The sequence below is a fragment of the Mesorhizobium sp. NPDC059025 genome, from assembly GCF_042739655.1.
In the GTDB taxonomy this organism is placed as follows: domain Bacteria; phylum Pseudomonadota; class Alphaproteobacteria; order Rhizobiales; family Rhizobiaceae; genus Mesorhizobium.
This window is the reverse complement of record NZ_JBHYIM010000003.1, coordinates 52,370-70,760: the sequence shown is the minus strand read 5'-3', so window position 1 is coordinate 70,760 and position 18,391 is coordinate 52,370. Positions and strand designations below refer to the sequence as shown.

The 18,391-nt window shown below is 61.8% G+C and carries 22 protein-coding genes; 14 read left to right on the top strand and 8 right to left on the bottom strand.

The features are described from left to right. Nucleotides 1-265: 265 nt before the first annotated feature. Complete coding sequence (locus ACFWYE_RS08325; protein ID WP_379110710.1) at nt 266-682, bottom strand: Kazal-type serine protease inhibitor domain-containing protein; 417 nt, start codon at nt 680-682, stop codon at nt 266-268. Nucleotides 683-1,154: 472 nt separating this feature from the next. On the opposite strand from ACFWYE_RS08325, the gene ACFWYE_RS08320 reads away from it, so the two are divergent. The 3 genes from ACFWYE_RS08320 (at nt 1,155) to ACFWYE_RS08310 (ending at nt 2,405) form a co-directional block, all read left to right on the top strand. After that, the gene (locus ACFWYE_RS08320; protein WP_129413846.1) at nt 1,155-1,367 is read left to right on the top strand and encodes a cold-shock protein; all 213 of its coding nucleotides are present in this window, start codon (nt 1,155-1,157) and stop codon (nt 1,365-1,367) included. A gap of 210 nt (nt 1,368-1,577) precedes the next feature. Then, nucleotides 1,578-1,790 (top strand): cold-shock protein, encoded by a 213-nt coding sequence (locus tag ACFWYE_RS08315; RefSeq protein WP_024925394.1) that lies wholly within the window; start codon nt 1,578-1,580, stop codon nt 1,788-1,790. Nucleotides 1,791-1,982: 192 nt separating this feature from the next. Continuing rightward, nucleotides 1,983-2,405, top strand: coding sequence for a BA14K family protein (locus ACFWYE_RS08310; protein ID WP_101939641.1), 423 nt, complete (start codon nt 1,983-1,985; stop codon nt 2,403-2,405). A gap of 98 nt (nt 2,406-2,503) precedes the next feature. Here the strand turns inward: ACFWYE_RS08310 and ACFWYE_RS08305 are convergent, their stop codons facing one another. The 3 genes from ACFWYE_RS08305 to ACFWYE_RS08295 all read right to left on the bottom strand — a co-directional run bounded on the left by ACFWYE_RS08305 (nt 2,504) and on the right by ACFWYE_RS08295 (nt 4,634). Further along, nucleotides 2,504-3,145, bottom strand: coding sequence for an MBL fold metallo-hydrolase (locus ACFWYE_RS08305; RefSeq protein WP_379110708.1), 642 nt, complete (start codon nt 3,143-3,145; stop codon nt 2,504-2,506). A 140-nt stretch (nt 3,146-3,285) separates the two neighbouring features. Further along, the gene (locus tag ACFWYE_RS08300; RefSeq protein WP_379067715.1) at nt 3,286-3,597 is read right to left on the bottom strand and encodes a hypothetical protein; all 312 of its coding nucleotides are present in this window, start codon (nt 3,595-3,597) and stop codon (nt 3,286-3,288) included. 143 nt (nt 3,598-3,740) lie between these two features. Continuing rightward, entirely contained in the window at nt 3,741-4,634 is an 894-nt protein-coding gene (locus ACFWYE_RS08295; protein ID WP_379110706.1) for a branched-chain amino acid aminotransferase, read from the bottom strand. A gap of 245 nt (nt 4,635-4,879) precedes the next feature. Between ACFWYE_RS08295 and ACFWYE_RS08290 the strand changes: the two genes are divergently transcribed. The 4 genes from ACFWYE_RS08290 to ACFWYE_RS08275 all read left to right on the top strand — a co-directional run bounded on the left by ACFWYE_RS08290 (nt 4,880) and on the right by ACFWYE_RS08275 (nt 8,881). Then, nucleotides 4,880-5,425: a MarR family winged helix-turn-helix transcriptional regulator gene (locus ACFWYE_RS08290; RefSeq protein ID WP_379110704.1), complete on the top strand. Its 546-nt coding sequence runs from the start codon at nt 4,880-4,882 to the stop codon at nt 5,423-5,425. Continuing rightward, on the top strand, nt 5,412-6,131 hold the full coding sequence (locus ACFWYE_RS08285) for a response regulator transcription factor (RefSeq protein ID WP_326893995.1): 720 nt from the start codon (nt 5,412-5,414) through the stop codon (nt 6,129-6,131). The genes ACFWYE_RS08290 and ACFWYE_RS08285 overlap by 14 nt, the downstream gene beginning before the upstream one ends. Nucleotides 6,132-6,180: 49 nt before the next feature. Next, nucleotides 6,181-7,590 (top strand): ATP-binding protein, encoded by a 1,410-nt coding sequence (locus tag ACFWYE_RS08280; protein ID WP_379110702.1) that lies wholly within the window; start codon nt 6,181-6,183, stop codon nt 7,588-7,590. Nucleotides 7,591-7,858: 268 nt separating this feature from the next. Then, nucleotides 7,859-8,881 (top strand): glycosyltransferase family 4 protein, encoded by a 1,023-nt coding sequence (locus ACFWYE_RS08275; RefSeq protein ID WP_379110700.1) that lies wholly within the window; start codon nt 7,859-7,861, stop codon nt 8,879-8,881. Nucleotides 8,882-8,977: 96 nt separating this feature from the next. Here the strand turns inward: ACFWYE_RS08275 and ACFWYE_RS08270 are convergent, their stop codons facing one another. From ACFWYE_RS08270 to ACFWYE_RS08260, 3 genes are all read right to left on the bottom strand, one after another. Further along, a complete protein-coding gene (locus ACFWYE_RS08270) occupies nt 8,978-9,337 on the bottom strand; it encodes a tRNA-binding protein (RefSeq protein ID WP_379110699.1) in 360 nt (119 codons plus the stop codon). Between the two features lie 11 nt (nt 9,338-9,348). Beyond that, nucleotides 9,349-9,849 (bottom strand): YbjN domain-containing protein, encoded by a 501-nt coding sequence (locus ACFWYE_RS08265; RefSeq protein ID WP_054310552.1) that lies wholly within the window; start codon nt 9,847-9,849, stop codon nt 9,349-9,351. Between the two features lie 321 nt (nt 9,850-10,170). Further along, the gene (locus ACFWYE_RS08260; RefSeq protein WP_379067701.1) at nt 10,171-10,485 is read right to left on the bottom strand and encodes an accessory factor UbiK family protein; all 315 of its coding nucleotides are present in this window, start codon (nt 10,483-10,485) and stop codon (nt 10,171-10,173) included. 235 nt (nt 10,486-10,720) lie between these two features. Between ACFWYE_RS08260 and lgt the strand changes: the two genes are divergently transcribed. The 7 genes from lgt (at nt 10,721) to ACFWYE_RS08225 (ending at nt 17,492) form a co-directional block, all read left to right on the top strand. Continuing rightward, nucleotides 10,721-11,575 (top strand): prolipoprotein diacylglyceryl transferase, encoded by an 855-nt coding sequence (gene lgt / locus ACFWYE_RS08255; protein WP_379072947.1) that lies wholly within the window; start codon nt 10,721-10,723, stop codon nt 11,573-11,575. Continuing rightward, the gene (locus ACFWYE_RS08250; RefSeq protein ID WP_379067698.1) at nt 11,572-12,663 is read left to right on the top strand and encodes a class I SAM-dependent methyltransferase; all 1,092 of its coding nucleotides are present in this window, start codon (nt 11,572-11,574) and stop codon (nt 12,661-12,663) included. Before lgt ends, ACFWYE_RS08250 begins: the two co-directional genes overlap by 4 nt. A 5-nt stretch (nt 12,664-12,668) precedes the next feature. Then, the gene (locus ACFWYE_RS08245; RefSeq protein WP_379110697.1) at nt 12,669-13,559 is read left to right on the top strand and encodes a phosphotransferase family protein; all 891 of its coding nucleotides are present in this window, start codon (nt 12,669-12,671) and stop codon (nt 13,557-13,559) included. Between the two features lie 123 nt (nt 13,560-13,682). Next, nucleotides 13,683-14,480 (top strand): peptidoglycan editing factor PgeF, encoded by a 798-nt coding sequence (pgeF, locus tag ACFWYE_RS08240; protein WP_379067693.1) that lies wholly within the window; start codon nt 13,683-13,685, stop codon nt 14,478-14,480. Further along, nucleotides 14,480-15,631 (top strand): M24 family metallopeptidase, encoded by a 1,152-nt coding sequence (locus ACFWYE_RS08235; RefSeq protein ID WP_379067691.1) that lies wholly within the window; start codon nt 14,480-14,482, stop codon nt 15,629-15,631. Before pgeF ends, ACFWYE_RS08235 begins: the two co-directional genes overlap by 1 nt. Before the next feature lie 49 nt (nt 15,632-15,680). Beyond that, on the top strand, nt 15,681-16,307 hold the full coding sequence (locus ACFWYE_RS08230; protein ID WP_379110696.1) for a hypothetical protein: 627 nt from the start codon (nt 15,681-15,683) through the stop codon (nt 16,305-16,307). Between the two features lie 249 nt (nt 16,308-16,556). Continuing rightward, the gene (locus ACFWYE_RS08225) at nt 16,557-17,492 is read left to right on the top strand and encodes a ribose-phosphate pyrophosphokinase (protein WP_129413832.1); all 936 of its coding nucleotides are present in this window, start codon (nt 16,557-16,559) and stop codon (nt 17,490-17,492) included. Nucleotides 17,493-17,508: 16 nt separating this feature from the next. Here the strand turns inward: ACFWYE_RS08225 and ACFWYE_RS08220 are convergent, their stop codons facing one another. Continuing rightward, a complete protein-coding gene (locus ACFWYE_RS08220; protein ID WP_379110695.1) occupies nt 17,509-18,273 on the bottom strand; it encodes a sulfite exporter TauE/SafE family protein in 765 nt (254 codons plus the stop codon). Nucleotides 18,274-18,391: the final 118 nt, after the last annotated feature.

Below are 18,391 nucleotides of genomic sequence, written 5' to 3'. Positions count from 1 at the left end.
CTGCCCCGCCCTTTGCGCCTTCGCGCCGTCTCAATGCCCGGTTGATGGGACACCTGCCTTGTTCGTATGAGCCTGTTGCGACCTAGAGCGTTTCCGTTTTTCACGGAAACGCGGAAACGCTCTAACTCTTTGTTTTTACGCAATTCCAGACGCAAAACCGCTGCGCACTTTTGCTGGAATTGCTCTAGGCCATCCGGCAGGCGCTTTCAAGCGCGGCGTGCTAAGGGGCGCCCACCGCGATCGGCAATGGGCGCTTGCAGGTTGATCAGCACGGCCCGTCGTCGACGACGCGCCAGCCTGCGGCACGCGCTTCACAGCCATTCGGGAAGGTCTGCAATTGTCCGTACCGGCGTGCACAGACCGGGGCATATTCGCGGGTGCAGAACTGCGGGCGGTCATCGCCGTCATCCCAGCCGCCGCCGCGGCACTGGCCGTCACCGATGACGCGATATCCGGAACGCCGTGCCATGCAGGCGTTGGCGAAGGTTTGCCTGTCGCCGCCACGCCGCGCACAGACGGGTTCGTATTCGCGCGTGCAGAATTGCGGCCCCGGGCCTGGATAGGGCGGACGCGGCCGAGGTCCCGGCCCCTCATCCACCACAACGGTACAAGCCGCCAGAACGATCGCCAGAACCGCCAGCGCGAGGCTTTGCGGCCGCAGGAAGAATTTCAGAAATGTCATGGCCCTCTCTCCATCACCCCCAAACCGGCGCATGCGCCGGTAATACAGCGCCGCGACCGCGGCGCTGTATCATTCCCGATTGAATAGACGTTGCGGAAGCTTACGCAAGCGCCACGTCCTGCCGTGGTGAACGGCCCGGCTTGGGCTCTGCACCTATCTTTGCCGGCCTGTGGCAGATGACCTCGGCTTGCCTAAGGTCTAGTGCGAGCGCAGGCTGGGAGCCAAGCAACCTGCTCCAGCTTGCAACGATCACATTTCCGTGCGATAGATTCCGTGTTCGGGCATTTGCGACCCGGAGACTGGAACGTTTGAACGACCCTTTCCCCGATAATGTGAATCTCTGACAGCCCCGTTTTTCGGCGGGGGGTTTTGTCATGCGCAAATGCATGAGCGCCGAAAAAACCACCGGGAACTGCCCATCGGCGCAGGACGAGGGCGGAACCCATCCTTGAACGGGTGAGGAGTTATTCCAATGGCCCAGACCGGTACCGTAAAGTTCTTCAACTCCACCAAAGGCTTCGGCTTCATCACGCCCGACAACGGCGACAAGGATGTCTTCGTTCATATTTCAGCAGTCGAGGCCTCCGGCCTGCGCACGCTGCTGGACGGACAGAAAGTCAGCTTCGAAGTTGAGCCTGATCGCAAGGGCAAGGGACCGAAGGCGGTCAATCTGACCGCAGCTTAAGACAGCGCCCGATCAACGCGCGGCAACAAATCCGAAAGGCGTGGCGGTTTTCGCCGCGCCTTTTGTCTGACCGCCCAAGCATTCGCCGGTCGACGGCTAACCAACGGCAAAAGTTTTTCTTGCCGATACCGTCAAAATAAACGACAAATTTCCACTCTGGGTCACCATGTGCCCGGAGACTGGACTGATGGGGTTCACAAGGAGTTTCCCATGCCGCAGACCGGCACTGTCAAATTCTTCAATCATGCCAAGGGCTTCGGCTTCATTACGCCGGACGACGGAGCAAAGGACGTTTTCGTTCATATTTCCGCGGTGCAGGCATCCGGGCTTCCTGGTCTTGAAGATGGACAGAAAGTGACTTTCGACACCGAGCCGGACAAGCGCGGCAAGGGTCCCAAGGCGGTCAATCTGACGGTCGGTTGAGCCGATCCGTTACGGACGACCTCGATCGACTGAGCATTGCCCATCGCAAAATGGCGCGGTGGGGCATCTTTGACAGATTTTCGCGGCAGCGATTTCGTTCAGCCTCCGTTCAGCCACGACCGCCTATTACTGGCTGCAAGACCGGACGACGCCTCCGAAAGAAGCGGGCGAACCGGAACGAAGGAGACCGTCATGAACCGATTTGTCAAAGCCGCCATCCTGTCCGTTGCCGTCGGCGCGACGACCCTGGCAACCTTTTCCCCTGCGAGTGCAGATGATTGGCGCTGGCGCCGCCATCACCGTGATCGCGGTGGCGATGCCCTGGCAGCCGGTGTTGTCGGCCTCGCGGCCGGCGCGATCATCGCAGGCGCCCTGTCTCAGCCGCGCTATCGCGAACCCGCCTATTATGACGACTACGATCCGTATTACGAGCCACGGCCCCGCTATGTCGTGCGCCCGCGGCCCGTCGTGCGGCAATACTATTCCTACGCCGGCGTCGAGCCGTGGAGCCCGGAATGGTACAGCTATTGTTCGAACCGCTACCGTTCGTTCAACGCGCGTTCAGGCACGTTCACAGGATATGACGGCCTGCAGCATTTCTGCACCGCCAACTGACGAACACAGACTTTCAAGTCCGCTGTCCGATCCCGAAAGCGCCGCCTCCCAGGCGGCGCTTTTTTCAGGCACTCGTCAGGGAATCGAGGCTCCGGATGTCAGACGAGGAAAGGGTTGGAGCGGCGCTCGTCCCCGAAGCGACTGCCGGGACCATGCCCGCACAGGAAGCCGATATCGTCCCCCAGCGGCAGCAGCTTTTCCTTGATCATGCGGATCAGGGTCTCGTGATTGCCGCCAGGAAGATCGGTACGTCCAATCGAGCCGTGGAAAAGCACATCGCCGACATGCGCAAAACGCGCCGCGCGATTGAAGAAGACGACGTGTCCCGGCGCATGCCCCGGACAATGCAGCACCTCGAAGCTGTGGTCACCGAACGACACCGTCTCACCCTCGGTCAGGAAACGGTCCGGCACGCAGTTGCGGATCGTGTCGGTTATGCCGAAACGGCGAGCCTGGTTCTCGAGATTGTCGAGCAGTGACCGGTCGTCCTCATGCGGACCGATGATCTCAATGCCGAGCGCGTCCTTGAGGTCCATCGCACCACCGGCATGGTCGATATGGCCGTGCGTGATCCAGATCGCCTCGACCGAAATGGCATTGTCACGCACCGCCGCCAGGATGCGTTCGACATCGCCGCCAGGATCGATGATCACCCCAGCCTTGCTGTCGCCGTCGAATAGAATGGTGCAATTCTGCTGGAACGGTGTGACCGGCACGATACCGGCATTGAGCTGACCCATGATGGCTCCTTGATCACTTCCCTTCAACTAGAGGGCGAAGGCGTTCGCGTCCAGTTCGTCGACACAAGGGGCGGTCAGGGATCAGCAAATGCAATGGGCGGCCGAAGCCGCCCATTTTTGAAAACTTGAAGTGACTGCGCTTACTTTTTCATCGCGTTCATGACCAGGCCGATGATGCCCGTCAGGATTGCGCCACCGCCGGCGCCGCCGACGATGTTGTTAAGGTTGAGCGCGCTGCCCAGACCACCGACAGCTGCCGTAGCCGCAGCCGGGTCAACCGCGCCGCCGCCGAGCAGGCTGCCGAGGATGGCCGCGCCGCCAACACCACCGATGGCACCGCCGAGGATCTTGGGAAGCTGGGACATTGCCGCCTGCTGCAGCGCTGCACCCACCGCCTGACCGCCGATGATGCCGGTGACCACCTGGACGATGATCGGGAGAAGTGTTTCCATTCTTTAGTCCCTCCTTGGATGCCTGCCGCCGCAGGCAGACTACCGAAGTGAGACCGCGAATCGGCTGAAAGTCAAATGGCAGAAAAACGTGCGAACAAAAAAGCAGCGCATAACTGCCCTTTGAGCACAAACCGCCAAATTTCTTAGGCAGCGACGACTGCTTTTGCGGGTTGAACAGCGTTTGCATAGGCTTGCACGAGTGTTCTGCTGATGGCGCCCACGGCGAATCGATATTGGCCAACCTCGCTCACCGGTGTGACCTCCGCGGCAGAGCCTGTCAGGAAGCACTCCTCGAAGCTCGCGAGTTCTTCCGGCAGAATGGCGCGTTCGACGACCTCGATACCACGCTGACGCGCCAGATCCATCACGGTGCGCCGCGTGATGCCGTCGAGGAAGCAATCAGCGGTCGGCGTGTGCAGCTTGCCTTCCTTGATGAAGAACACATTGGCGCCGGTCGCCTCGGCCACCTGCCCGCGCCAGTCGAGCATCAGGGCGTCCGCATAGCCTTTGGCCTCGGCGAAGTGTTTCGACATGGTACAGATCATATAGAGACCCGACGCCTTTGATTTCGAGGGCGCCGTACGCGGGTCCGGCCGGCGATACTCCGCCCAGTCGAGTCTCAATCCGCGCATTTTCAGCTCCGGATCGAAATAGCTCGGCCATTGCCAGATGGCGACCGCGCAATGAATGCGGTTGTTCTGTGCGCCCACCGAAGTCTGCTCGCTGCCGCGCCAGGCGATCGGTCTGACATAGGCATCCTGAAAGCCCTGCATCTTCAGGAGGGCGCGGCACGCCTCGTCGATCTCAGCCACCGAATAGGGAATGGTGTAGCCGAGGATGCGCGCAGATTCATGCAGCCGTTCGCTGTGTTCGGTCAGCTTGAAGATCTCGCCGCCGTAAGCCCGCTCGCCTTCGAAGACGGCGCCACCATAGTGCAGACTGTGGGTCAGTACATGAACTTTCGCATCGGCCCATTGGATGAACCGGCCGTTCATCCAGATGGATCCATCCAGTTGGTCGAAGGGAACAGTCGTCATGGAATCCTCCCGGGCGCAGGCAGGCCTGCGCAGCGTTGTCACGTTGCGTTGCTGTCGATTCGGCTTGAGGGCGATCCGCGCGATGCTTGCGCAGGGGTCGGAGGCACATCGATGAAAAATGCGGGAAAGGCGTTGCCGCCTTGCCTTTTCGTGCGCAATCAGCCCTAAAGCTTATCGAAAATTACCACTGCCCGAAAAATACGTCAATAATGCTGACATATTTTTCGGCTAAACACAGGACCATCATGGCTAACCGCAAGACCGTTCGAGGAGCGCCGATCAAAACGCCGGTAGGCGGGCAGGACGGCATTGATTTCAGCCTCATCGAGCTGTTCTTTTTTGCCTATCGCGACTTTACCTCCGATCCCGACGAGATACTGGCCGACTACGGTTTCGGTCGCGCGCACCATCGCGTGCTGCATTTTGTCAACCGCAGGCCCGGCCTCACCGTTGCGGAACTGCTGGAAGTGCTCAAGATCACCAAGCAATCTTTGGCGCGTGTGCTCAAGCAGCTCATCGACACCGATCATATCGTGCAATTGCCGGGTCCACGCGACCGCCGACAGCGCGAACTTTATCCGACAGAAAAGGGCCGTGCGCTGGCATTGGCGCTGGCGCGGCCACAGTCACGCCGCATCCATACTGCATTGGGAGATTCCGGTTTAGGGAACCGCAGTTCGATCGAGTTGTTCCTAAAGGCGATGGTCAATCCGGAATTGAGGGCGCAGATTGATATCTTGCCCGCGAACCCTACCCAGCAACGATCAGGGGACGATGATGGAGAACATTGAGAGGACCGACAGGCCGCCCGCTCCGAATGACGATGCGCCGCATCTCCTGGTGGTCGACGATGATACCCGCATCCGCAACCTGCTGAAACAGTATCTCACCGAGAACGGCTTCCGTATCACCGTGGCTGGCAACGCCGACGAGGCAAGGCGCAAGCTGATCGGTCTCGATTTCGACCTTCTGGTGCTCGACATCATGATGCCCGGCGAAAGTGGTGTTGACCTGACCCGCTCGTTGCGGACCGACAAGAACGTGCCGATCCTGATGCTGACGGCGCTATCGGAAACCGACAACCGCATCAGCGGGCTCGAGGCCGGTGCAGACGACTACCTGCCGAAGCCATTCGACCCGCGCGAACTTATCCTGCGCATCAACAACATCCTGCGCCGCGGCGGCCCGGCCACCACACCGAAGGTCGAGCAGCTGGTGTTTGGCCCCTATACGTTCCAGATCGCCAAGCGCGAACTGAAGAAGGGTGGCGAGGCATTGAAGCTGACTGATCGCGAACAGGAGATCCTGGCGATCTTCGCTGCCCGCGCCGGCGAGACGATCCCGCGACATGAACTTGTCGGCGACGATTCGGAGGTGGGCGAGCGCACCATCGATGTCCAGATCAACCGTCTGCGCCGCAAGATCGAGCGCGATCCGGCCAATCCAGTCTGGCTGCAGACCGTTCGCGGTATTGGGTATCGGTTGAGCGTGGAATAGAATGCAGCGTCGCCGCTTCGGCAGCGGCATCGCGCAAACCGGTAGGTGAATGGCGACTTCGGAATTGCAGGGACCGCAACCGCAGGACGGACGCATCGCGCGCACGTTGGGTGCGTTGCCGCGCGGCTGGCGTAGATTCTGGCGCCTTGTTTCTTTCTATATGCCTAAGCGGCTCTATGCCCGCTCGCTGATCATCGTCATCGCACCGATGATCCTGCTGCAGTCGGTTGTTGCCTACGTTTTCCTCGAACGGCACTGGCAGCAGATGACCCAGCGCCTGTCGCAGGCGGTGGTGCGCGATATCGCCGCCGTCGTCGACCTGATGGAAACCTATCCGCGCGAAGCCGACTACGCCAACATCATCCGCATGGCGCAGGACCGCATGCAACTGAAGGTCGACCTTTTGCCCCCCGACCCACTGCCGCCGCCAGGACCGCGACCTTTCTTCTCCATCCTGGACGACGTGCTTCCAGCCGAAATCACGCGCCAGATCAATCGCCCCTTCTGGATCGATACCGTCGGCAACTCCAACGTCATCGAGGTGCGCATCCAGCTCGAAGACAAGGTTCTGCGTGTTTTCGTACGACGCAGCCAGGCCTATGCCTCCAACACCATCGTCTTCCTGATCTGGATGGTCGGCGCCTCGCTCGTGCTCCTGATGATCGCCATCCCTTTCCTGCGCAACCAGATCCGGCCGATCCTGGCGCTCACCGAAGCTGCGGAGAGTTTTGGCAAGGGCCGGCCGATGCCGCGCGATTTCCGGCCGCGCGGCGCCGAGGAAGTGCGGCGTGCCGGCTTTGCCTTCATCCAGATGCGCGAACGTATCGAGCGGCAGATGGAACAACGCACGGCAATGCTGACCGGCGTCAGCCATGACCTGCGCACCGTACTCACCCGCTTCAAACTGCAACTGGCACTGATCGGCGGCAAGCGCACCGACACCGAGGCGCTCAACCAGGACATCCAGGACATGCAGTCGATGCTCGAAGGGTATCTCGCCTTCGCGCGCGGCGAAGCCTCGGAGGACCAGGGCGATTTCGACCTCGAAACCTATTTCCAGAAGCTGCGCGACGAAGCCGCTCTGCGCAAGCGCAAGCTGACCACCACGGTCAGCGGACCCAAGCTCGTGCATGTGCGGCCGAATGCCTTTGAACGACTGCTGTCGAATGTCGCCGGCAATGCCTTCCGTTATGGCAAGACGGTCGAGATCAGGGCCGTCAACAGCCGCGGCGCGCTGGTGGTGACCATCGATGACGATGGTCCCGGCATCCCGGAGGATAAGCGCGAAGAAGTCTTCAAACCCTTCGTGCGGCTGGACGAAGCCCGCAACCTCGATGCCAGCGGCACCGGTCTCGGCCTTTCCATTGCGCGCGACATCGCACGAACCCACGGCGGCGACATTGCGCTCGAAGACAGTCCGCTCGGTGGCTTGCGCGCCATCATCAGAGTGCCGTCCTAGAGCAGTTCCAGCAAAGTACGGTTTTGCATCCGGAAAGCGGGAATGCTTTAGGCTCCGGAGCTTCGAGGCCGCCCCGCTCCAATTCATCGCCACGTCATGAAAACATGGTCAACAGCGCCCATGAAACGCGCGGTAGTCCATGATTCGATCTGGCGCCTGGATCCCGGCGTCCTGCCCGCCAGGCCGGACTGGCGCGAGGAATGGCTGTTGACTGGCCTTCCTTTCCGAACGCGCGCGCACAAAACCCACGGCATTGCGGCGAGGTCCCATGCGCATCCTGATGGTCACTGACGCCTGGCGCCCGCAAGTCAATGGCGTCGTTCACACACTGGAGCGGCTGACGGAAACCCTGAAGGTGCAAGGCGTCGAAACCCAGTTCCTGACCCCCAACACCTTCCGCACTCTGCCCCTCCCGACCTACCCCGACATCCGGCTGGCGCTGACCACGCCGCGCCATGTCGCCCGGCTGATTGCGGATTCGAACGCGGATCACATCCACATCGTCACCGAGGGCCCGCTGGGCATCATGGCGCGACGTTACTGCCGGGCAAACGGCCGCCCCTTCACCACCAGCTATCATACGCGCTTTCCTGAATATCTCAGCGCCCGCCTGCCGGTACCGGAACGCTGGGCCTATAACTGGCTGCGCGATTTCCACAATTCCGGCCAGGGCACGCTGGTCGCCACCCAGTCGCTGGCCGACGATCTGACCTCGCGCGGCTTCAACAAGCTGAAGCCCTGGACGCGCGGTGTCGATATCGAGCATTTCCGCCCCGACAAGCGCGGCGAGCTGCCCTTCCCACGCCCGATCTTCCTGTCGGTCGGCCGCGTTGCCATCGAAAAGAATCTGCCGGCTTTCCTCGATCTCGACCTGCCCGGCAGCAAGGTCATCGTCGGCGACGGACCGGAACGCACCAAGCTGTCGGCACGCTATCCCAACGCACATTTCCTCGGCCATCGCCCGAGCGGGGAACTCGCAGAAATCTACGCTTCGGCGGACGTTTTCGTGTTTCCCAGCCGCACGGACACGTTCGGCAACGTCATCATCGAGGCGCTGGCCAGCGGCACACCCGTCGCCGCCTATCCGGTGACGGGACCGATAGACATCGTCGGCGACGGCATCGGCGGCAAGGTCTCCGACGACCTGCGCCAGGCCTGCCTCGACGCCCTGACCGTGAGCCGGGCTGAAGCGCGCGAACGCGCAATGCGCTACACGTGGAAGGCCTGCGCTGACATGTTCATGGATACCGTCCACGAAGCGCTCGGCAGACGTGAGAAACTAGCGGCCTGATGCCGCCGAATTTCCAAGACGGACTTGGAGCGGTTCCCCGTCCGGAATTGCGTAAGACAAAGGGGCTGGAGTGTTTTCGTTAAAAACAGAAACGCTCTAGAAGAGCCGGCCACCGTCAGGCACCTTGCGCTCGATCGCGCCAAGCACGACGTCGCCATCGCCATCGGGAAAACCGAGTGTCAGGACTTCCGACATGAACTTGCCGATCTGGCGCGGCGGGAAATTCACCACCGCGAAGACCTGCCGACCGACGACGCTGTCCGGCGAATAATATTTGGTGATCTGCGCCGAGGACTTCTTCACGCCGATCTCCGGCCCGAAATCGATCTTCAGCTTGATCGCCGGCTTGCGCGCTTCAGGAAAGGGCTCGGCCTCGACGATCGTGCCGGCACGGATGTCGACACGGTCGAAATCGGCAAAGGTGATCTCGGGTTTACGCTCGGTACTGACAGTCATTTTCTCGGTGATCAGGCATTGCCATAGGTTTCAAACAGCACGCTCGACAGTGCGTCCTTGGCCGAGGTGCCGGACCAGACGACGAACTGGAACGCCTGGAAGTAGCATTCGCACGCTTCCAATGCCGAGGACAACAGCACTTCCACCTGCTGGCTCGATGGCTCGACACCGCCGGCAAGCAGCAGCGACTGGCGGAACATGATCGCGCCTTCCTGCTCCCAAAGGTCGAAATGGCCGAACAGCATCTGTTCGTTGATCAGCGACAGCAGCCGCATCACCTCGAGCGTGCGGTTCTCGGGAACCTTGATGTCGAAAGCACAGGCGAGATGGAGCGCCTCGAAATCCTCCATCCAGGAAAATGACACGTGATAATCGGTCCAGGTTCCGGTCACCGAGATCGAGATTTCGTCGTCACCGGCCCGCTCGAAGGACCAGTCGTTGTTGTGCGCCACCTGCTCGATCACATCGACTGGATGGATCTCGCGGGAAAATTCGAGTTCGAGAAGTTCCATGGAATGCTTCCTGTCGTTCTGGGAGCGCCACCGCACGCTCCGCGGGGGAGGCACGCACAACGAACAAATGTTCTAGAACTCGGACGGCCTGGACTGCTCGACGCAACACCCCATGACCGGACCCCACCGCCCGGCGCATGACCCCGTTCCGAATCATGCAGCAAATTCAGTCTATTGATCGGGAGTCGCGTGACCAGCCCAATTTTTTGGGGCGGGCCATTCGCATGTGGAAAGCGGAGTCACAAAGAGTCACACGTCGCTGTTAAGCGATTCACGACAAAGCGCTTTTTCAGACGGCGGGTTGTGGAAAGATTTAACGAATTATTTTTTTGCGCGTGGCTTCGCGGTGGTGGCTGAAGCGGGTTTCTCGGTCTTGGCGGCGGCCGAGCCGCCAAGCTGCGCTTCCAGTGCTTCGACACGCGCCGCCAGCCTGGCGTTTTCCTCGCGTGCTTTGGTCGCCATCTCGCGCACCGCCTCGAATTCCTCGCGCTGCACGATCTCCATGGAGTTCAGCAACCGCTCGGCCTGCGCGCGGAAGGCGGTTTCCACCTCGCGGCGCACGCCTTGCGCGGCTCCCGCTGCATCGGTCACCAGCTTGGCGAATTCATCGAGGATGCGGTTCGGTCCGGTCGACATGGCAAAACCCCTGTTAGCTGATTTGACCTAATGAGCCGCATGCCAGAATGCAAGGTTGCTCCGCCTTGACCCCGCCAAAAGCCTGGCCCATGGTCCGCGCCTCAAAGCATGATGCCGAAAAGTTGCCGACTTTTCGAATAAGATCGTGCGGCAAAACAAAGAGATAGAGCGGAACGGCGATACAACGTCGCATTCCGCTTTAACGCGATCCGCATGGGAGATTTCCTTGAGCGACCTGCTGCCGCTGGCTGCCCTTTCTTTTCCGAACATCGATCCGGTCATCTTCCAGATCGGCCCGTTCTTCGGTTTCGGACCCTTGAAAGTGCATTGGTACGGCGTCGCCTATGTCGTCGGCATCCTGTTTGCCTGGTGGTATGCCAAGCGCCTCATCACCAACACCAGGCTGTGGCCGGACGGCAAGCTGCCGATGAAGCCCATCGACATCGACGACTTTGTCGTCTGGGCCGCAGTCGGCATCGTCGCCGGCGGCCGGCTTGGTTATGTGCTCTTCTACAATTTCCCGCGCTACTTCAACAATCCGATCGAGATCTTCTACCTCCAGGACGGCGGCATGTCCTTCCACGGCGGCATCACCGGCACCATACTGGCGATGTATTTCTTCGCCCGCTCGCGCGGCATCCATGTCTGGTCGCTGTTCGACGTGGTGGCCGCGGGCGTGCCTGTCGGCCTGGGCCTCGGCCGGCTTGCCAATTTCATCAACTCCGAGCTTTGGGGACGGCTTACCACAGTGCCCTGGGCGGTCGAGTTTCCGAACGGCGGCCCCTTCGCCCGCCATCCCAGCCAGATCTACGAGGCGTTGCTCGAAGGCCTCGTGCTCTTTCTGGTGCTGCGCTTCCTGACCCATTCGCGACTGAAACTGATGACGCCGCGTTTCGTCTCGGGCGCTTTCGTCGCCGGCTATGGCCTGTCGCGCATATTCGTCGAATTCTTCCGTGAGCCCGACCAGCAGCTCGGCTATCTTTTCGGCGGCTGGCTCACCATGGGCATGGTGCTGTCAGCGCCGATGGTTCTCATCGGCCTCTGGTGCATGGCGTCAGCCAGGCCGGTCACGCATACGCAGCCGGCATGAGCGGCCTGAAACGCCGCATCATCGAGGTGATCACGACGGTCGGGCCTATCCCTGCCAGCGAATACATGGCGCTTTGCCTGTTCGATCCCGAGGCGGGTTATTATACGACGCGCGAACCCTTCGGCAGAGGCGGTGACTTCATCACCGCACCGGAGGTCAGCCAGATGTTCGGCGAACTGGTGGCGGTCTGGTGCTACGAGGCCTGGCGCGCCATCGGCTCGCCAATGCCCGTTACGTTGGCCGAAATCGGACCGGGCCGCGGCACCTTGATGAAGGACATGCTGCGCACGCTGCAGCGCCTCGATCCGGTTTTTGCCACGGGGGCCTCGATCGCCCTCATCGAGACCAGCCCGCGCCTGCGCGAAGTCCAGAAGAACACGCTGAACGGAATGGCCGCCGGTGTCGAATGGCATGAAACGACTGCGACCTTGCTCGATCAGCCGCTCTTGATCGTCGGCAACGAGTTGTTCGACGCCGTTCCGGTACGGCAATTCGTGCGAACCGCCGATGGCTGGCGCGAACGCATGGTTGGGCTGGACGCCACCGGTGAGCTCGCTTTTTTTGCCGGTGCGGCCTCACTTGATCCCGCGCTGTTGCCACGCGATGCCGAGGGTGCGCTCAACGGTGCCATTGTTGAACTCGCCCCGGCACGTTCAGCCTTGATGCAGGCGATCGCCGACCGCGTCGCAGCACATGGCGGCGCAGGCCTTTTCTTCGACTATGGTCATCTGAAGCCCGGCGTCGGCGACACCTTGCAGGCTTTGCGCAACCACCAATACGAGGATGTGCTTGCCAGCCCCGGTGACGCCGATCTCACCGCGCATGTCGATTTCGCTGCCCTTGCTGCCTCGGCCCGGACTGCCGGCCTGCGCGCCGATTGCAGGACACAGGGCTCGTTCCTGCTTGCCATGGGGCTGCTCGAACGCGCGGGGCACCTCGGCGCCAACGCAGACGAGGCGACCCGCGAGCGCCTGGCCGGCGAAGTCGAGCGCCTTGCCGGACCACGGGCGATGGGCGAGCTGTTCAAGGTACTGGCCATCGCTCCAGAGCAGATCGTGCTGCCGGTGTTCCGCGACCGCGACGGCTAAGGGGCATGGGCAAGATGCAGACGATGCAGGAAACCGAACTCGACGCATTGAAGGCGATCATCCTTGCGCGTTTCCCAGACCTGACCGCATCGCGCTTCAGCCTGCTCACCCAGGGCTGGGATTCAATCGCGGTCGATGTCGACGACCGGTTGATCTTCAAATTCCCGCGCAACGAGATCGCGGAAAAGTCGCTGATCAGGGAAATCAGCCTTCTCGACGTGATCCGCCCTGCCGTCACCATGCCGGTTCCCGACATCCGGCTGGTCGATGCGCCCCGGACCTTCTCGTGCCATCAGAAGTTGAAAGGCAGCTACCTGGAGACACCTCACTATGCCCGCCTGCCCGACGAAGCGCGCGCGGACCTGGCGCAGCGTCTGGCGCGTTTCTACGTCGACCTGCACGGCCTCGACATGGATATGATGCGTGCGGCCGGCGCCGGCCCGGTCGAAACCTGGTCGCAACCCGACGAAGTCCGCTACAAGGCGCTGCCATTTCTGTCGGGTGAATTGAAAACGCAGGCCGAGCGGATCATCGCATCCTGGGCCGATCTACCGCCGGATCCCTACGGCGAGACCTATGGCTTCTTCGACGGCCACGGCTGGAACATGGCTTTCGATCACGAGAACAACCGCCTGAGCGGTGTCTATGATTTCGCCGATTCCGGCTTCGGACCGCTGCACCGGGACTTCATCTATTCGAACTTCATTTCCACCGACCTGACCGAACGCATCATCTCCAGCTACGAAGCGCTTTCGGGTTGCCAACTCGAGCGAAAGCGTGTCGAGGTGCTGACCGGTGCGCATCGTCTGTGGGAATTGGCGGAGGCTGTGGATGACGCAGCACGGGTTCCCTTCATGATCGACCATTTCGCGCACTGGGCAGCCGCATTGCGCTGACCTGTCAGCCAAGCATGCCTCCAATCCCGATTGACTTCAGGCCCCGCCCTGTCCCACTGTCCGCGCTCCGAACCGTCGGCGCGGCGCCCAGACGAATCCAGACCTGACGAAGACAAGACAGACATGTTGAACGAAACGAAGCCGGAGCCGATCCGCTCTCCGATGCTCGAAAAGGCGGCGGCGCAAGGCATCCGCCATGGCTATTTCACCCGCGTCGGCGGTGTCTCCAGCGGTATCTATCGCGGTCTCAACATCGGCGCGGGCTCGCAGGACGACCCCGAACTGGTGCGCGAGAATCGTCGCCGTGTCGCCGACTGGATGGGCGTATCCGCCACGCATCTCCTGAGCGCCCACCAGATCCACTCGCCCGACGTCGTCGTTGCGCGCGCGCCCTTCGACGGAGAGCGGCCCAAGGTTGACGCCATCGTTACCGACCGGCCCGGCATCGCCATTGCCGCGACGACCGCGGATTGCGGACCGGTGCTGTTCGCCGATTCCAGCGCCCGCGTCGTCGGCGCCGCCCATGCCGGCTGGAAAGGCGCCTTCACCGGTGTTCTCGAAAATACCATCGCTGCCATGGAGGGCCTGGGCGCCAGGCGCGAAAACATCGTCGCCGTGCTCGGCCCTTCGATCAGCCCGCGCAATTATGAGGTTGGGCCGGAGTTCGTTGCCCGCTTCGTCGAGGCAGATGCCGGCAACGAGCGTTATTTCGTGCCGTCGGGCAAGGCCGGCCACGCGATGTTCGACCTCAACCGCTATACGACAGACCGGTTGAGACAGGCTGGCGTTATCGCCGATGCACTCGACCGCTGCACTTATGCGGAAGAAGACCTTTTCTTTTCCTATCGCCGCACCGTCCACCGCAACGAGGCGGATTACGGGCGCCAGTTGTCGGCGATCGTGCTGGAGGACAATGGCTGATGGCACTGCATTTCGAACGCTCCGAATTCGACGCCCGCCGCGACCGGCTGATGATTGAGATGGCCGAGAAGAAGCTCGACGCCATCCTGCTGTTCGCACAGGAAAGCATGTACTGGCTGACCGGATACGACACGTTCGGCTTCTGCTTCTTCCAGTGCCTGGTGGTAAAGGCCGACGGCTCGATGGTGCTGCTGACCCGCTCAGCCGACCTGCGGCAGGCCCGTCATACCTCGACCATCGACAACATCGTGGTCTGGATGGATCGGGCCGACGCCAATCCGGCAATCGACCTGCGCAATCTTTTGAACGATCTCGACCTGCTCGGCGCACGCATCGGCGTCGAATACGATACCCACGGCCTCACCGCCTACAACGGTCGTCGGCTGGATGAGCAATTGCAGACCTTCGGCCAGATCGCGGATGCTTCCGGCATCGTCGGCCGTCTGCGCCTGTTCAAGAGTCCGGCCGAGATCGCCAAGGCCGAAAAGGCTGCCGCATTGAGCGACGACGCCCTGGACGCGGCCTTGCCGCTGATCAAGCAAGGCGGCGACGAGGCCCAGGTCCTGGCTGCCATGCAAGGCGCTGTCTTTGCTGGTGGCGGCGACTATCCCGCCAACGAATTCATCATCGGCTCAGGCGCCGACGCACTTCTGTGCCGCTACAAGGCGGGCCGCCGCAAGCTCACCAAGAACGACCAGCTCACACTGGAATGGGCCGGCGTCTTCCATCACTATCATGCGCCGATGATGCGCACGGTCCTTACCGGCAAGGTCTCCAAGCGCCACCAGGAACTGTTCGATGCCTCCCGCGCCGCCCTGCTGGCGGTCGAAAAGGCGATGACGCCCGGCAGCAGCTTCGGCGATGTCTTCGACGCCCATGCCCGCACCCTGGAAACGCACGGGCTGACCCGTCACAGGCTCAATGCCTGCGGTTATTCGGTTGGCGCCCGCTTTACCCCGTCCTGGATGGACATGCCGATGTTCTACCAGGGCAATCCCGAGCCGATCGCTCCCAACATGACGTTGTTCGCGCACATGATCATCATGGATTCCGAAACGGAGACCGCGATGACGCTCGGACGCACCTATCTCACCACCGAATCGCAGCCGAAGCCGCTCTCGCGCCATGATCTCGACTTGATCGTGCGCTGAATCGGTGCCGGGAAGGGCATTTGTTCGTCGCCGAGGAGTTCGTCAGTCGATGAGGCGATCATGCCTGACCATCGCGCCATTGCTTGTTGCCGTGGCGCTGTCGGCCTGCAACAGGGCCAGTGACGCCCTGCAGCCTGCCCCCACCGCGCAAGCGACGACGCAACCTGCACCGGGCTCACCCACCGCAGCGGCCTCCGCACAAGCTGGCACGCCCGCGAACCCGATCGCCGGGACGGCAGTGCCCGCCGCTGCCGGAGTGACCACGCCTGCACCAACGCCGGCACAGGCCGCCGCCATCCTCGGCAAGGCCCGGCTGCAGATTGCCCCGATCGTCGGAGCCTCGGTGGAAGCGGCCACGCCCCTCACCCAGCGCCTCGCCGCACGCGCCAAGGAAAGCGGCATCACGCTCGCCGGCAGCACCGGCCAGGGTGCCACCCACGTGCTGAAGGGCTATTTTTCAACCATTTCCGAGGGCAAGGACACCACCGTCATCTACGTCTGGGACGTCTATGACCCGGCGGGCACCCGTCTGCATCGCATCAACGGTCAACAGAAAGCACCGACCGTCGGCGGCGCAGAAGGCTGGGCGGCCGTGCCGCCAGCCACCATGCAGGCGATTGCCGACCAGACCATCGCCCAATTGACCAACTGGCTGGCTGGCCGCCCCGCCGGCTGATCCTGGAGCGTTTCCGTTTTTCTTGGAAACGCGGAAACGCTCTGATTTTTTGTTGAAGCAAGTCCAGGCGCAAACCACTACGCACATTTGCTGCTATTGCTCCGGGAATCTAGCCGGCTAGCGCGCTGACAACCCTTCCCTTGGGTTAAACCTTTGTTGGGATTCAGCTGCGGATTCGTCAATACGGTGCTTGCAATACCAGCACGGCTGGTTAAAAGCCCCCTTAAACTCCACCACCAGGTACGGTGCATGAAACTCTTCGCGGGCAATTCCAACAGGGTGCTGGCCGAAGCGGTCGCCCGCTATCTCAACATCCCGTTGGGCAAGGCTAGTGTCCGGCGCTTCGCCGACCAGGAGATCTTCGTCGAGATCCAGGAAAATGTGCGCGGCGAGGATGTCTTCATCCTGCAGTCGACTTCCTATCCGACCAACGATCATCTGATGGAACTGCTCATCATGATCGACGCCTTCATGCGCTCGTCGGCAAGGCGCATCACGGCGGTCATCCCCTATTTCGGCTATGCCCGGCAGGATCGTCGTGCCTCCGGCCGCACGCCGATCTCAGCCAAGCTGGTCGCCAACATGATCGCCCGCGCCGGGGCTGATCGAGTGCTCACGCTCGACCTGCATGCCGGCCAGATCCAGGGTTTCTTCGACATCCCGACCGACAACCTCTTCGCGGTGCCGGTGATGGCGCGCGACGTGAAGGCAAAATACAAGCAGCTCGGCAATGTCATGGTCGTTTCGCCGGACGTCGGCGGCGTCGTACGCGCCCGTGCACTTGCCAAGCGCATCGATGCCCAGCTCGCCATCGTCGACAAGCGCCGCGAACGGCCGGGTGAATCGGAAGTGATGAACGTCATCGGCGACGTGCGCGGCAAGGACTGCCTGCTGATCGACGATATCGTCGATTCCGGCGGCACGCTGTGCAATGCAGCCGATGCCCTGCTCGCCAACGGCGCCACCAGCGTCACGGCATATATCACCCACGGCGTGCTTTCGGGCGGCGCTGTGGCCCGCATCACCGGCTCGAAGCTGCAGGAACTGGTCATCACCGACTCGATCCAGCCGACCCAGGCCGTCATCGACGCACACAATGTCCGCGTCATCTCGATCGGCGACCTGATGGGCGAAGCCATCTCGCGCACTGCCACGGAAGAGTCTGTATCGAGCCTGTTCGACTAGCTTTCAGACGCTCTGCTTATCGCAACAGCCCGTCCAGCAACGGCAAACTGATCAGCGCCGAAAGCGCGATCAGGCCGAAACACAGCCTGCGGAACGTCTGCTCGCTGGCAATGCCGAACATATGCGCGCCGAGCCACAGCCCAAGTCCATAAGCAGGTGCCGCGACGACAGCCAATGCAACGATCGGTGCGGTGATCAGGCCACCCCAGAGATAGCTGACGGCGGTGATCGCCGAGGAAACGGCGAAATAGAAGATGATATTGGCCCGGACCGTGTTGCTGGCAAAGCCGCCGCCCAGCCAATAGGCCACCACTGGCGGCCCGCCAACCTGCGCCGCGCCGGAGAAAATGCCTGATATCGCCCCAACCGCGATGGTGAGATAGGCCTTGGGGCGACCGTGATAGCGCCAGCCCGACATCAGAAGCAGCAGAAGCGCAACGACGACGACGATGATCGACCAGCGGATCGTCAGCGGGTCGAGGTTTGCCAGCGCATAGGTGCCGAGCGGTACGCCGACCACCGCTCCAAGCGCCATGACCAGGACATTGGTCTTGTCGGCCAGCCGCCATGCTCCTGGCACAAAACCGGCGGCCATCACGCCGTCCACCACCAGCAACAGCGGCGCCGCAACCTTGGGACCAACCACGGAACTCGCCAGCGGCACGAAGATGAGCGCCGCACCGAAGCCGGAAAAGCCACGCGCCAGTCCCGCGATCAACGCGATCGCGACGATGGCGAACAGAGCCTGGTTCGAAGTGCCGGCGAGGAGGGAAGCGGACATTTTGAGCGAAAATACGAAGATGGTTGCCTGATCTTCGTATCCTCCCCTTTCGCCGATGGATAGGACCCAGAACATTGCAGCCTATGGCGCACCGCAAGCGGGACGTCTGATGATGACT